15 protein-coding genes are annotated in these 13,834 nt (G+C 68.0%); 4 read left to right on the plus strand and 11 right to left on the minus strand.

Features of this window, described 5'->3' with window-relative positions:
* Nucleotides 1–984, minus strand: coding sequence for an iron exporter MbfA (mbfA, locus tag E6C48_RS05570; RefSeq protein WP_136354864.1), 984 nt, complete (start codon nt 982–984; stop codon nt 1–3).
* A 162-nt stretch (nt 985–1,146) separates the two neighbouring features.
* On the opposite strand from mbfA, the gene E6C48_RS05575 reads away from it, so the two are divergent.
* Nucleotides 1,147–1,464 (plus strand): hypothetical protein, encoded by a 318-nt coding sequence (locus E6C48_RS05575; RefSeq protein ID WP_136354866.1) that lies wholly within the window; start codon nt 1,147–1,149, stop codon nt 1,462–1,464.
* Nucleotides 1,465–1,830: 366 nt separating this feature from the next.
* Here the strand turns inward: E6C48_RS05575 and E6C48_RS05580 are convergent, their stop codons facing one another.
* Nucleotides 1,831–2,223, minus strand: a complete 393-nt coding sequence (locus E6C48_RS05580) for a hypothetical protein (RefSeq protein WP_136354868.1) — start codon at nt 2,221–2,223, stop codon at nt 1,831–1,833.
* Nucleotides 2,224–2,464: 241 nt separating this feature from the next.
* Here E6C48_RS05580 and E6C48_RS05585 point away from each other — a divergent pair, with 241 nt between their 5' ends.
* Nucleotides 2,465–3,448: a threonine/serine dehydratase gene (locus E6C48_RS05585; RefSeq protein WP_136354870.1), complete on the plus strand. Its 984-nt coding sequence runs from the start codon at nt 2,465–2,467 to the stop codon at nt 3,446–3,448.
* Nucleotides 3,449–3,455: 7 nt separating this feature from the next.
* Here the strand turns inward: E6C48_RS05585 and E6C48_RS05590 are convergent, their stop codons facing one another.
* The 4 genes from E6C48_RS05590 to E6C48_RS05605 all read right to left on the minus strand — a co-directional run bounded on the left by E6C48_RS05590 (nt 3,456) and on the right by E6C48_RS05605 (nt 7,570).
* Nucleotides 3,456–4,592 (minus strand): ABC transporter permease, encoded by a 1,137-nt coding sequence (locus tag E6C48_RS05590; protein ID WP_136354872.1) that lies wholly within the window; start codon nt 4,590–4,592, stop codon nt 3,456–3,458.
* A gap of 316 nt (nt 4,593–4,908) precedes the next feature.
* The gene (locus E6C48_RS05595) at nt 4,909–5,826 is read right to left on the minus strand and encodes an ABC transporter ATP-binding protein (RefSeq protein ID WP_136354874.1); all 918 of its coding nucleotides are present in this window, start codon (nt 5,824–5,826) and stop codon (nt 4,909–4,911) included.
* A 92-nt stretch (nt 5,827–5,918) separates the two neighbouring features.
* Nucleotides 5,919–6,881 carry an HlyD family secretion protein gene (locus E6C48_RS05600; RefSeq protein WP_136354876.1) on the minus strand — a complete coding sequence of 321 codons (963 nt, stop codon included), beginning with the start codon at nt 6,879–6,881 and terminating at the stop codon, nt 5,919–5,921.
* Nucleotides 6,878–7,570: a CerR family C-terminal domain-containing protein gene (locus tag E6C48_RS05605; RefSeq protein WP_136354878.1), complete on the minus strand. Its 693-nt coding sequence runs from the start codon at nt 7,568–7,570 to the stop codon at nt 6,878–6,880. The genes E6C48_RS05600 and E6C48_RS05605 overlap by 4 nt, the downstream gene beginning before the upstream one ends.
* Before the next feature lie 110 nt (nt 7,571–7,680).
* Between E6C48_RS05605 and E6C48_RS05610 the strand changes: the two genes are divergently transcribed.
* A complete protein-coding gene (locus E6C48_RS05610) occupies nt 7,681–8,154 on the plus strand; it encodes a CYTH domain-containing protein (protein ID WP_136354880.1) in 474 nt (157 codons plus the stop codon).
* A 268-nt stretch (nt 8,155–8,422) separates the two neighbouring features.
* On the plus strand, nt 8,423–9,253 hold the full coding sequence (locus tag E6C48_RS05615) for a YiiX/YebB-like N1pC/P60 family cysteine hydrolase (RefSeq protein WP_136354882.1): 831 nt from the start codon (nt 8,423–8,425) through the stop codon (nt 9,251–9,253).
* Here E6C48_RS05615 and E6C48_RS05620 read toward each other — a convergent pair.
* From E6C48_RS05620 to E6C48_RS05640, 5 genes are all read right to left on the minus strand, one after another.
* A complete protein-coding gene (locus E6C48_RS05620; RefSeq protein WP_136354883.1) occupies nt 9,250–10,974 on the minus strand; it encodes a SulP family inorganic anion transporter in 1,725 nt (574 codons plus the stop codon). The genes E6C48_RS05615 and E6C48_RS05620 overlap by 4 nt on opposite strands.
* A 166-nt stretch (nt 10,975–11,140) precedes the next feature.
* Nucleotides 11,141–11,392: a helix-turn-helix domain-containing protein gene (locus tag E6C48_RS05625; protein WP_136354885.1), complete on the minus strand. Its 252-nt coding sequence runs from the start codon at nt 11,390–11,392 to the stop codon at nt 11,141–11,143.
* 90 nt (nt 11,393–11,482) lie between these two features.
* Nucleotides 11,483–12,208 (minus strand): phosphatase PAP2 family protein, encoded by a 726-nt coding sequence (locus tag E6C48_RS05630; protein ID WP_136354887.1) that lies wholly within the window; start codon nt 12,206–12,208, stop codon nt 11,483–11,485.
* On the minus strand, nt 12,205–12,543 hold the full coding sequence (locus E6C48_RS05635; RefSeq protein ID WP_136354889.1) for a hypothetical protein: 339 nt from the start codon (nt 12,541–12,543) through the stop codon (nt 12,205–12,207). Before E6C48_RS05635 ends, E6C48_RS05630 begins: the two co-directional genes overlap by 4 nt.
* On the minus strand, nt 12,544–13,710 hold the full coding sequence (locus E6C48_RS05640; protein ID WP_136354891.1) for a flavin-containing monooxygenase: 1,167 nt from the start codon (nt 13,708–13,710) through the stop codon (nt 12,544–12,546). It abuts the gene before it with no gap.
* Nucleotides 13,711–13,834: the final 124 nt, after the last annotated feature.

Genomic DNA, 13,834 nt, shown 5'->3' on the forward strand with positions numbered 1-13,834 from the left:
TCACGCATTGCCGATCAGGATGCCTGCCGCGAACACCAGCGCGCCGCCCAGCACCACCTGGAAGGCGGCGCGCCAGAACGGCGTTTCCATGTAGCGGTTCTGCACGAAGGCGATGGCCCACAGTTCGAAGAACACCACGACCGCCGCCACGCCCGTCGCCGTCCAGAAGTGCGGGATGAGGTAGGGCAGGGCGTGGCCGAGGCCGCCGAGCGCCGTCATGACGCCGGTGGTCAGGCCGCGCTTGATCGGCGAGCCGCGTCCCGACAGTTTGCCGTCGTCGGAGGCCACTTCGGTGAAGCCCATGGAAATGCCGGCGCCGATCGAGGCGGCGAGGCCGACGAGGAACGTCTGCCAGGTGTCGTGCGTGGCGAAGGCGGCGGCAAAGATCGGCGCCAGCGTCGACACCGAGCCGTCCATCAGCCCGGCAAGGCCCGGCTGCACATAGGTGAGGATGAACTGCCGGCGCTCCATGTCGCGCTCCTCTTCGCGCACGGCGTCCGGCGTGTGCTCGCGCTCCAGCTGCATGGCGCGCGTCTCGTGGCCCTGCTCGGCGGCGGCGAGGTTTCCGAGAAGCTTGCGGGTCGAGGCGTCCTCGCTGCGCTTGGCGGCCTCGACGTAGAACAGCCGCGCCTGCCGCTCCATCTCCTCGGCCTGGCCGCGCACGGCGTCGATGCCCAGCGGCCGCACAAGCCAGTCGGGCTTGCGCTGGTAATAGCCGCGCACATGCTCGCGCCGGATCAGCGGGATGCGCTCGCCGAAGCGGGCGCGATGCAGTTCGATCAGCGCCTCGCGGTGGCCGTCTTCCTCCTTGGCCATGGCCTCGAAGATATCGGCCGAATGCGGGAAGTCGTCGCGCAAGCCGTCGGCATAGGCGCGGTAGATGCGGGCGTCGTCCTCCTCGGAGGAGATCGCCAATGCCAGGATTTCCTGTTCGGAAAGGCTCGAAAAGGAGCGGCGGCCGAAACCGAAGACACGGGAAAGCATTCTTTTATACTCTAGTTTAGAATGATTCTAAATTAGAGTTTCCGCTGCCCTGCGTCAACGGCGCAGGCCGGAAAATCGGGTCGGCGCAGAAATGCCGCGGCACCTCTTTCTATCGGCGAACGTTCGCCTATATGATGGAAACCACGAAATCGGAACAGCCTCATGACGAAGAAAACGGAAGCCTTCGATCCCAAGCCCGTGCTCGACCTCATCGCCTCGATCGAGGCCGATCTCCAGCGCCTCAAGGGCCTCGTTTCCGCCAAGGTCGAAAAATTCGATCCCGCCAACCCGCACAACAAGACGCCCGACGGCAAGCTGACCGGGGAGGGGGTGGAGTGCTGCTACCGCATGTTCGACGAGGGCAAGTCGCGCTACACCGTGGCGCAGCAGATGAAGATTTCCTTCGCCGCCGCCACGCACCGCTTCAACGCCTGGCGCAAGGCCGGCGGCAGCAAGCGCGAACGCACTTTGCTGGGATAGATCGAGCCTAGCAACTTGCCCCCATAGAGGGCAGGGCTGTCACATATGGAGTTTTCCTCGACCTCGACCGTCGCAGTACCCCACCCCCTAACCCCTCCCGGCAAGGGGGAGGGGGACTTTGCGGCACCGTTATAGCGCGCCAATCTCGCCGATTTCGGCTGAAATGGCGGCGTCGGCGTCTCCTTCCCCCTTGCGGGGAGGGGTTAGGGGTGGGGGTATCCCGCCGGCCAGAATAGAGAAAATTCCGTATGCGATAGCCCTGCCATGGAGGAGACGACAGCAATCGGACTGGCCAACAACAAAACCGGCGGAAGCGCCGAAAGCGCTCCCGCCGATCGATGTCCTCGCGTTGCCTCTAGCGGCGGATCAATCCCTGGCCAGCACCGGGCAACGGCCGTCCCTGCGGTCGAACGTCACCACGATGCGGTCGCCGAACCGGTCGCGGCCGCGCACCGAGATGGTGCGCCGGCCGACGTCGTCGATGCGGGCGCGCCGCACACCCATGCGGTCGGCCTTGTCGAGCGCGCGGTCGGGCGTGCATTCGCGGCGGCGGGACCAGCGTTCATCGCCACGGTCCCGGCGGTAGTCGCCGCGGTCCCGGCAGTCCTCCCGGTCCGGATCGCAGTCGCGGCGCAGCCGGAGCTGCGGGCCGTCGTTGCCGAGATGAAGTTCGAGGTCCTGCGCCGAGGCCGCGCCGATCGGAATGCTCGTCAGCGCCATAGCCAGAGCGAGTACGGATGACTTGAGAAGTGCGTGCATGGTCGTGGCCTCCATTTGCCCCGTTCGACCCATAAACGCCGGCCGGCCTGTCCGGTCACATCAGATTTGGTTGCCGGGTCGATATAATCAGTGAAGGCTGAAATACCGGGCATTTTCGTGGCGGAGCGCCGCCCGAGAATTTGTCGCGGTGTCAATTTTCCGGTGGCACGGCGCCCCGTTTTGCTGACACATGGGCGGCATGGCCTTCCATCCCGGCCGAACCGCCCAGGACCCGTCCTCCATGACCGCCATTTCCGCACCGCCCCGCATCGACGATATCCGCGCCGCCGCCGGCCGACTTTCAGGTCTCAGCGTGCGCACGCCGCTGCTTGAATCGCCGGTGCTCAACGAGCGCCTCGGCGGCCGGGTCCTGTTCAAGCCCGAGGTGCTGCAGCGCACCGGCTCCTTCAAGTTCCGCGGCGCCTATAATAAGATCGCCAGCCTTTCCGACGCCGAGCGTGCCCGTGGCGTCGTCGCCTTCTCCTCCGGCAACCACGCGCAGGGCGTCGCCGCCGCAGCCGCCATGTTCGGTGCTCGCGCCGTCATCGCCATGCCGGCGGACGCGCCGCGTACCAAGACCGACAACGTGCGCCGCATGGGCGCCGAGATCGTCCCCTTCGACCGCTTCAGCCAGGACCGCGCGGCGGTGGTGCGGCCGTGGCTGGACGAGGGCATGGCGCTGGTGCCGCCCTTCGACGACGCCTTCGTCATCGCCGGCCAGGGCACCATCGGCCTGGAACTGGTCGAGCAGGCAAGCGCGCTCGGTGCGGCGCTGGACGCGGTCGTCATCCCCTGCGGCGGCGGCGGGCTGACCGGCGGCATCTCCGTCGCCGTCAAGGACGCCTCGCCGAGGACCGAAATCTGGGCCGTCGAGCCCGAGCATTTCGACGATACCCGCCGCTCGCTGGAACAGGGGAAGCCGGTGGCCAACCGTCCCGGCCATACCTCCATCTGCGATTCTCTGCTGACCGCCGAGCCTGGCGCCCTCACCTTCGCCATCAACAAGACGACGCTCGCCGGCGCCGTTGCCGTTTCCGAGGACGCGGTGCGCCACGCCATGCGCGAGGCGATGGCGCTTCTGAAGCTGGTGGTCGAGCCGGGCGGCGCGGTGGCGCTGGCCGCAATCCTCTCCGGCGCCGTCGACGTGCGCGGACGCACCGTCGCCGTGGTTCTTTCCGGCGGCAACGTCGATCCCGACGCCTACGCCGCCGTCCTGGCGGGCTGATCCGCGCTCAATCCAGCGTGCGCCTGAACCGCACCAGCGCGAAGCAGGCGAACAGCACCACGAACCCCAGCAGCCAGCCAATCTCGCCGGCCACCGCCGGCAGTTCGGCGCCCTTCAGCATGACGGCACGGACGATGCGCAGGAAGTGCGTCAACGGCAGGATCTCGCCCAGCGCCTGTGCCCAACCCGGCATACCGCGATAGGGGAACATGAAGCCGGACAAGAGGATCGACGGCAGGAAGAAGAACACGGTGAGCTGCATGGCCTGCATCTGCGTGCGCGACACGGTGGAAATCGTGTAGCCGAGCAGCACCAGCCCGAGCACGAAGATCAGGATGGCGGACAGAAGCAGCGGCAAGCCGCCGACGAACGGCACGAAGAACAACAGCTTGGCGGCGATCAGGATCATCACCACCTGCACGGCGCCGACGCCGGCATAAGGCAGCACCTTGCCCAGCATGATCTCGGCGGGGCTGGCCGGCATGGCGAGCAGGTTCTCCATCGTGCCGCGCTCGGTCTCGCGCGTCAGCGCCATGGCCGTCATCATCACCATGGTCATCTGCAATATGACGCCGAGCAGGCCGGGCACGATGTTGTATTGCGAGACGCCCTCCGGGTTGTAGAGCCGGTGCACCACCACGTCGAGCTGGTCGGCGGCGATCGCCGCCGCCGTCTCGCTCATCCCTTTGGCTCTCAGCAGCGCCTGCCCGGCGATGGTGCCGAGCGTCGAGATGGCGCCGCTGGCGACCGACGGGTCGGTGGCGTCGGCCTCGATGAGGATTTGTGGATGGTCGTCGCGTTCCACCCGGCGGCCGAAATCGGCCGGGATCGTCACCACGAAGGAGACGTCGCCGCGCGCCAAAAGGAGGTCCGCCTCGGCCTCCGTGCGTGCGATGTGGTCGAAGCGGTAGTAGCCGGTGTTCTCCAGCGCCGACACCATGGCGCGCGTATAGGCGTCGTTGCTCATGGCGAGAAGTGCGGCCGGCAGGCGCTTCGGGTCGTTGTTGATGGCGAAGCCGAACAGGATCAAGAGCATCAGCGGCACGCCGAGCATCATCGCGAAGGTGACGCGGTCGCGCCGCATCTGGATGAATTCCTTGACGAGCAGCGCGCCGAGCCGGGCAGGGGAGAAGACGGTGTTCATCGATGCACCGCCTTTCCCCTCCCTCTTGAGGGGAGGGTGGCGCGCGTAGCGGGTCGGGAGGGGTCGCTGGCCGTAAGGCGCGACGCTCCACGCTTCTGCCCGCGGGCTGGGCGCTTACTTGCGAATGGTTCCTTGAACTCGGAGGTCGAGCACCCCCACCCTTGTTCCCTCCCCTCAAGGGGGAGGGAGACGCTGACGCCGCCGTTTCGTTCAAAGTTGCCGACGTTGGCGTATTGCGGCATCGCCCTGAAATCCCCCTCCCCCTTGAGGGGAGGGGTCAGGGGTGGGGGTGCGGCACCATATCCGCTGCTTCTCGTCACGCCATATTGTCCTTCGAGCCGGCCATGAACTGGATGAAAACATCCTCCAGGCTGGTTTCGCCCGGCGCTACCTTGACGTCGTAGGCCTTGCCGACCGCGTCCAGCGCCGCCTTCAGCGCCTTGGCGTCGGAGCCGACGACATGAAGCGTCGCGCCGAACGGCGCCACCTGCTCGACGCCGGGCTTGCCCTTCAGCGCCTCGGCGGCCTGGTCGAGCGCCGGCCCGCTGACGACGAAGGTGGTGAGTCCGGCGTTCTTGACCACCTCGTCCACCGTGCCTGTGGCCAGCAGTTTGCCGTAGGAGATGTAGGAGATGCGGTGGCAGCGTTCCGCCTCGTCCATGTAGTGGGTGGAGACCAGAACGGTGAGCCCGCCATGCGCGAGGCGATGGATCTCGTCCCAGAACTCGCGCCGCGCCTTGGGGTCGACGCCGGCGGTCGGCTCGTCGAGCAAGAGCAGCTTCGGCTTGTGCATGATGCAGGCGGCCAGCGCCAGCCGCTGCTTCCAGCCGCCCGACAGCGTGCCGGCGAGCTGGTCGCGGCGCGAGGTGAGCCCGAGGTCCTCCAGCGTGTCGGCCACATGCTTTTCCGCCGGCTTCAACTGGTAGAGCCGGGCGACGAAGGCGAGGTTCTCGGCGATCGTCAGGTCCTCGTAGAAGGAGAAGCGCTGCGTCATGTAGCCGACCTCACGCTTGATCGACAGGCCTTCCTGCCGGATGTCGAAGCCCAGTACCGTGCCTTCGCCCTCGTCGGGTGTGAGCAGCCCGCACATCATGCGGATCGTCGTGGTCTTGCCCGAGCCGTTCGGCCCGAGAAAGCCGACGATCTCGCCTTCCTCGACCGTCATTGACACGTGGTCGACCACGGTGCGGTCGCCGAAGCGTTTTGTCAGGTTGGTGACGGCGATGGCGGTCATCGGCGCCGACCTTCGGTCGGCAGGGCAATAGGGGGGTAGGGCAATAGGGCAGTATGAAGATCGCCCGCCGGGAGGAAAGCAAACATACTGCCCTACTCCCCTACTGCCCTATTGCCTTCCAGGTCCACATCCACGATCTGCCCCGGCTGCAACGGCCCGGCGCCCCCTTCGGGCCGCGCCTCGACGAGGTAGACCAGCTTCTGGCGGTTCTCGAGCGAGTAGATGACCGGCGGGGTGAATTCGGGGTCCGGCGAGACATAGCTGACGCGCGCCTTCAGGCCCGGCCCGCAGCCGTCGCAGCGCACGGCAAGCTCGGAGCCGACCTTGATCGAGGAAAAGGCGGCTTCCGGCACGTAGACGGTGAGCTTGACCGCGCCGTCGGGCAGCATGGAGACGACCGGCGCGGTCGGCCCCGCCGTGTCGCCGGGGTCGCGGATGACGTCGTTGATGCGGCCCGCCGCCGGCGCCGTGAGCGTCCGCTTCGTTAGCCGCCATTCCGCCTGATCGAGCGCCGCCTTCGCCTGCTTCACCGCATTGTCGGCGGCCTTGATCGCCTCCGGCCGCGCCGGCAGTTTCGCCACCGCGAGATTGGCTTCGCTCTGGCCGATCGCCGCCTGTGCGACTTCCACGGCCGTCGTCGCCTCGTCGAGCTGCGCCTGCGTGGCGATGCCGCGCTTGGCGAGGTCGCGGGTGCGGTCGAGCACGCGCCCGGCCTCGTCGGCCTGTGCCTTGGCCGAACGCACCGCCGCCTCCAGCACGGCGATCTCTTCCGGCCGCTTGCCGACCTTCAGGTCGGCGAGCTGCGCCTCGGCGGCGCCCAGCGCGGCTTGCGCCTGCGCGACCGCTATGCCGGCGTCGGCATCCTCCAAAGTCGCCAGCGCGGCACCCGCCGCGACCTGGTCGCCGCGCCTCACCGAGACCGACTGCACCTGCGCCACCTCGATGGGGGCGAGAAGCACGTAGTCGCCCTCGACATAGCCGACGGCCAGGGGTGCGGCCGGCGCACAGGCGCTGAAAAGCTGCGCGGCCAGCGGCAGCGAGCACAGGAAATTCATGGCTTTTCGCTCCGTGCCGCCAGTATGGCGGAAAGATTGGCGACGGCGACCTCCGCCACCTTGGCGGCTTCCGCCTCGCCGATGCCGTCCCAGCCCATGCGCCGCATCACCGGCTCGCGGCCGATGCGGAAATAGAGGACCTGGCCGATCATGGTGAAGACGGAAAGCCGCGTGCGCTCGCTCTCGGCCGGCTCGCCGGTCGCCTGTTCCCACAGCGCGCACAGCCGGCGGTGGGTGGGCGCGAACACGCCGTCATAGATGCGGTCCAGCGTCGGCGTCGGCTGCGACAGCTCGCGCAGGATGAACTGCACGATCTCGCCGGCTTCCGGCCGCGCCACCATGAAGGCCACCATCTGCCGCGTCGCCTCGATCAGCCGGGCGCGCGCTTCCTGCGGCTCCAGCCGCTCGGGCGGAGCGTCCGTGCCGCCGGTCGCCTGCCGTGCGATCGTCTGGATCATGCCGACGATATGGTCGGCGACGGCGGCGCGCAGCCCTTCCTTGCCGCCGAAATGATAGGCGATGGAACCGATATTGGCCTTCGCCGCCGCCGCGATCTCGCGCGTCGAGGTGCCGTCGTAACCTTGCTGCCCGAACAGTTTCAGCGCCGCGCGGATCAGCGCCATGCGCGTCATCTCTGACGGGGAGGCGGGCGTGGGCGGATGCTCGCCGGGGGTGGAGGTCGATATCATCAATGTAATTTAATCAATCGAATGATTAATGTAAAGGGGTGACCATGTCGCCCCGGAATGCATAGTCGCCACCGGTTGATTTGCCGCCGCCGGCGCGCTTAAGTCGGGCCATGGCCAAGGAGATCGAGCGAAAATTCCTGGTGGAAAGCAGCGACTGGCGCCCGGCGGTGGAGGCCAGCGTCTCGATCGTGCAGTTCTACCTGGCGATCTCGTCCGAGCGCTCGATCCGCCTGCGCATCAGCGACGGCCGCAAGGCCAAGCTCACCCTGAAGTTCGGCTCCGACCTCGCCGCACGCGACGAATACGAATATCCGGTGCCGCTGGCCGAAGCGCGCGACATGATGCAGTTCGCCATCGGCACGGTCATCCGCAAGGTCCGCCACCACGTCCGCCATCGCGGCTATCTCTACGAGGTCGACGTCTTCAACGACACGCTGGACGGATTGGTGGTTGCCGAGCTGGAAACGCCCGACCGCGTGGCGTCCGACATGCTGCCGGCCTGGCTCGGCCGCGAGGTCACCGGCGAGGTGCGCTATTCCAACGCCTCGCTGGCCCTGAACGGCTATCCGGAACGCCCGTCGTGATGCGGCGTCCAAGCAATGCCGGGCTGCCTGAAGTAGCCGCATGCAAGGCGACGACATATGAAACATCGCGTCGAACGATCCGGCCACAGACCCCCACCCCTTACCCCTCCCCGCAAGGGGGAGGGGGACGCAGACACCGTCGTTTCGTCCAAAATTGGCGGCGTTGGCACATCGTGGCCCGGCGGCGAAGTTCCCCTCCCCCTTGCGGGGAGGGGCTAGGGGTGGGGGTCTGCTTGCTATCCACTCGTTCCACGGCCGGAGCCGAGCCATGACCGCGCCGGCCGAAACCGTCCTCGACCGCATCGGCCGCTGGCTCGCCGGCCGCCTGCAGGAGGAATCCTCCGGCTACGAGCCCTACACGCCCTCCGACCCCGAGACCCTGCGCCGTGTCTTGCAGCCGGGCGACATCCTGCTGGTCGAGGGCAACCAGAAAATCTCGGCGGCGATCAAGTACCTCACCCAGTCGACATGGTCGCACGCCGCCCTCTATGTCGGCGACGCCATGCCCGAGCCCGAGGACGGCTCGGAGCGGCCGCGTCTTATCGAGGTGACTATGGGCGAGGGGTGCGTGGCCGTTCCCCTGTCGCGCTACCAGACCTACAACACCCGCATCTGCCGGGCGAGCGGGCTGTCGCCGGAGGATCGGGCAGAAGTGGTCTCCTTCATGGTCGGCAAGCTCGGCCTGCGCTACGACCTGAAGAACATCTTCGACATGCTGCGCTATTTCATGCCGACGCCGCCGGTGCCGGTGCGCTGGCGCCGCCGCATGCTCGCCTTCGGCTCCGGCGATCCGACCCGCGCCATCTGCTCGACGCTGATCGCCGAAGCCTATGGCCGCATCCGCTATCCCATCCTGCCGGAGATCACGCTGGCGCCGGGGCGCGCCTCGGCGCAGTCGCGCTATTCCAGGCAGGAGATCCTGCACATTCGCCACTATTCGCTCTACACGCCGCGCGACTTCGACCTGTCGCCCTATTTCCGCATCGTCAAGCCGACGCTGGAATACGGCTTCGACTACCGCGCCGTGCGCTGGAGCGACGATGCGGCACGCAATGCGGTCGAGCCGGCGCAGGCCGAACCGCAACCGCCAGCGCCTTAGGAAACAGTCTGCGCGGCTGGCTCGGCCAGTTGCGCGCGGGCTTCGGTGACCGAGGCGGCAAAACTCGCCAGCGGCCGCCTGACGCCGTGGGTGATCAGCATGCGCCGGGTCTGCGGCGACGCCCCGGCGATGATGAAGCGCACGCCGGCGCGCTTCGCCTTCTTCGCCGCGCCTTCGATGACGTTGGCGGCGGTCGAATCGAGGAACGGCACGGCCGAGCAGTCGAGGATGAAGTTCTTGCGCTGGTCGGCGATGCGGTCGAGCACCACCGCCACCGTCGCGGCGGCGCCGAAGAAGAAGGCGCCCGAAATGCGGTAGACGACCGTGTCGGGATCGGCGCCGGTCGCCGGGTCGTAGGCGGTGCGGGCGCCGTTGGCGTCGTCGGCGCGGTCGTCCACCAGTTGCGGCGCGTGCGCCTCCACCGCGACCGAGCGCGCCATGCGGCCGATGAACAGCAGCGCGCCGAGCGCGAAGCCGACCACGATGCCGGTGGTGAGGTCGCGGAAGATGACCAGCGCGAAGGTGACGGCAAGCACCAGCGCGTCCCCCCGCGACGAGCGCACGAGGGCGGCGACGGCAGGCTTTTCCACCATGTTCCAGGCGACCGTCGCCAGCACGCCGGCCAGCGCCGCCAGCGGGATGTAGCTGGCCAGCGGCGCGGCCACCAGCATGAACAGGAGGATGAACAGCGAGTGGAAGATGCCGGACGCCGGCCCGTGCGCGCCGGCGCGGATGTTGGTGGCGGTGCGCGCGATCAGGCCGGTCACGCAGATGCCACCGAACAGGGCCGAGCCGATGTTGGCGACGCCCTGCGCCACCAGTTCGCAGTTGGAACGGTGGCGCCGCCCGGTCATGCCGTCGGCCACGACCGCCGACAGGAGCGATTCGATCGCCGCCAGCAGCGCGAAGGAGAAGGCGTCCGGCAGCACAGCCAGCATCTTGTCGAGGCTCAGCATCGGCAGCGCCGGCTCAGGCAGTGTGCGCGGGATGCCGCCGAACTGGCTGCCGATGGTGGCGACTGGAAGCTGGAACAGGACAGCCGCCACCGAAGCGGCGGCGACGGCGATCAGCAGCCCCGGCCAGTGCGGGCGCCAGCGCTTCAGCCCGACGATGACGGCGATCGTCAGCGCGGACAGGGCAACGGCCGCCGGATTGACGGTGCCGGCCGCCCGGCCGAGCGCGATCAGCCGGGGCACGAGGTCGCCCGGCTCCTTGCCGGCCAGCGTCAGCCCGAACAGGTCGTGCAGCTGGCTGGACAGGATGATGACGGCGATGCCGGCGGTGAAGCCGACCGTCACCGGATAGGGGATGAATTTCACATAGGCGCCGAGCCGCAGGTAGCCGGCGGCGATGAGGAAGATGCCCGCCATCAGCGTCGCCAGGATCAGCCCGTCGACGCCGTGCCGGTCTACCGTCGAGGCGACCAGCACGATGAAGGCGCCGGCCGGACCGCCGATCTGGAAGCGGCTGCCGCCGAGCGCGCCGACGAGGAAGCCGCCGACGACGGCGGTGAACAGGCCCCGCGACGGCTCGACATGCGAGGCGATGGCGATCGCCATCGACAGCGGCAGCGCCACGATCGCCACCGTCAGCCCGGCGATCACGTCGGCCTGCAACTGCTTCAGGCCGTAGCCTTCGCGCAGCACCGTCACCAGCTTGGGCGTGAAAAGCTCCGCGAAGCTGGGACCCTTCGGCTTGTGTGCTGTGTCGATCCGGTTCATGACCCGCCATCCGCTCCAAAGCGGCGGGATCGTCGGCTGGCCATGGCAGGCTGGAGGTCGGCGGTCGCCGTCGCGACTTAATCTGGTTGCCGCAATTCCGGACGGAAAACCGGGGCCGCTTTTCCGGGAATCGCTGCGTCTGCCGACTTGCGAACGGGAATCCTGCCTAGGTGCCGGCCTTGAGGCGTACGCCCCGTCCGCCGCGCTCGCTGGCCTGGTTCTCGCCGATCAGCTCCACCCCGGCCTCGTCGAGCGCCTGGATGACCTTCATCAGCGTGTCGACCACGCCGCGCACGACGCCGTCGCTCGCCTCCATGCGCTGGATGGTCGGCAGGGAGACGCCGGCGCGCTCGGCGAGCGTCTTCTGGTCGATGCCGGCCAGCGCCCTGGCGGCGCGCATCTGCGCTGCCGTGATCACCGGTCAGAACTCCCGTCTGAGTCTGCAAGATGCATGTATAATACTGTCATAATGATGTGTCAAACATGAATACAGATAAACGATACCGGATCATTCGCCCTCGTCCACCGTCCTGCGCCGCTGCAGCAGCCGCGCCGCCAGCCAGCACAGCATGGCCCATGCGAAGCCGGCGCACCAGCCCGCCAGCACGTCGGACGGCCAGTGCACGCCGAGGTAGACGCGGCTGATGCCGACCATCAGCGTCACCAGCACCGCCAGCGACAGGAGGTAGATTTTGGTCGCCCGGCCGCGCACGAAACGCGCCGCCAGCGTTCCCAGGGTGAGATAGGTGACGGCTGACAGCATGGCGTGGCCGCTGGGGAAGGACAGCGAGGTCTCGGTGACGAGATGCGACACCAGTTCCGGCCGCGGCCGGTCGACCTCGAGCTTGGCGAGGCTGGCCAGCACCTGGCCGCCGGCCACCGCCGCGAACACGAACAGCGCCGTGGCGCGCCGTCCGGCCAGGAGCAGGTAGACCACCGCCGCAGCCGTGACCAGAACCAGCACGCTGGTGCTGCCGAGCGCTGTGATGTCGCGCACGGCTCCCTCCAGCCGCGCCGACCCGATGGGATTGTCGGGATGCCCGGCTTCGCGGAAGGCGAGCAGGATCTGCGTGTCGAAGGCGTGCGGAGCGGTATCGCGCGCCACTTCCACCAGTTCGACGAAGCCCCATAGCGCCAGTGCGATCGTCAGCCCGGCGAGCAGGATGTCGAATTCGATCCAGCGGCCCGAGGCGCGGGCCTTCTCAGCTTCCGTCTCGTGCGTGCCCTGCGTCATCGGCCTTGCAGATAGGGCCCGAGCGTGATCAGCGCCACCGAGACGACGGCCAATGCCACACCTGCCCCTTGCAGGGTGTTGAGTTTTTCAGCGTAGAAGGCCAGCGCGATGACATTGACGGCGACGAGCTGGATCACCGCCGACAGGCTGAGCGAGATCGACATGCCGAACTCGCGGATCAGCCTGAGCATCACCAGGTTGCCGAGCGTGTAGAGCGCCAGCGTCCAGATAAGCTTGCCGAGGCTCGGCGCCAGCCCCCATTGCTTGGCCGCCGTCGCCGCGAGCAGGAAGATCGCGGTCGAGACGCCGATTTGCACCAGCCCCCAGAAACTCATTCAGGTTCCCCCAACCCCTTTGTTTTCCGCCGCGATCGCCGCGGCGAGCGCCCGGCCCTCGACCGTCGCGCTGTGGAAATGACCCATGATGGTCGGCTTCATGCCGGTGAACCAGAGCCCTTTCTGGCCCGTCGGCTGGCCGCCGCTGGCCAGCGGTCGGCCGGTCGCCTCGTCGAGCACGCCAAGCCCGCCGAGCAGCGTTTCCAGCCCGGTGCGGTAGCCGGTGGCGGCGATCACCACGTCGGCGTCGAGCGCGCCGCCGTCGGCCAGTATCGCCCGGTCGCCGTCGAAGCGGGCCAGCGGCGCCACGATGCCGATCTTGCCGGCCCGCATGGCGGCGACGGCGCCGTCGTCGACGGGAATGGCGATCTGTTCGTCGCGCAGCCGCGTCGCGCCGCCGCGCGGCGCCTTCGGCACGCCGAAGCGGCGAAGGTCGCCCAGCACCGCGCGCTGCGTGGCGGCGATGGCCAGGTCGGTGACCGCCGTCGGCAGGATATCCATGAAACCGGCGAAGCGATGCACGGCGACGTGGCCGATGCGCTTGGGCAGGAGCGACGGCCCCTGCCGCACCGACAACCATATCTTCTCAGCCGTACCGTCGCTGAGGTGCCTCCCACTCAGATGATTGAGCACGTCGAAGCCGGAATTGCCGGCGCCGACGACCAGCACGCGCCTGCCGGCATAGTCCTCGCGGCGGCCGAAATCGGCGGCGTGGACGATGCGGCCGGAAAAGCCGGCCGCGCCCGGCCAGTCGGGCGTCCACGGCACCTTGTCGTGGCCGGTGGCGAAGACGGCATGCCCGGCATGGCGCTGCCTGCGGTCGGTCGAACGAAGGGTCCAGCCCGTGCCGTCGCGCTCGATCCCGGCGACCTCGAAGCCGAATTCGACCGTCAGCCCGCGTTCGCCCACATAGCGCTCCAGATAGGCGATCACCTGCTCGCGCGACGGGAAGGCCGGGGTTCCCGGTGGATAGGGAAGGCCCGGCAGGCTGGAAAAGGCGCGATGGGTGTTGAGGGACAGCCGCTGGTGGCGATGCCGCCACGGGCCGGCCACATGCGCTTCCTTTTCGAGGACGACGACCGGCAGGCCGCGCCGCGACAGCGCATCGGCCGCCGCCAGCCCCGATGCGCCGGCGCCGATCACGATCACCGGTTCGGCTGCTGTCATCGGCGCGAAATCTCCTGCGTCTCGTTTGCCGGTTTATCTTGGCTCTTCATCAGGGCGAGCGAATATGCCAAGACTTGCCGCAGAGCAATGTGCATGGCGCTGATTCCGGTATCTTGAGACTTTC

The sequence above is a fragment of the Ollibium composti genome (assembly GCF_004801285.1).
In the GTDB taxonomy this organism is placed as follows: domain Bacteria; phylum Pseudomonadota; class Alphaproteobacteria; order Rhizobiales; family Rhizobiaceae; genus Mesorhizobium; species Mesorhizobium composti.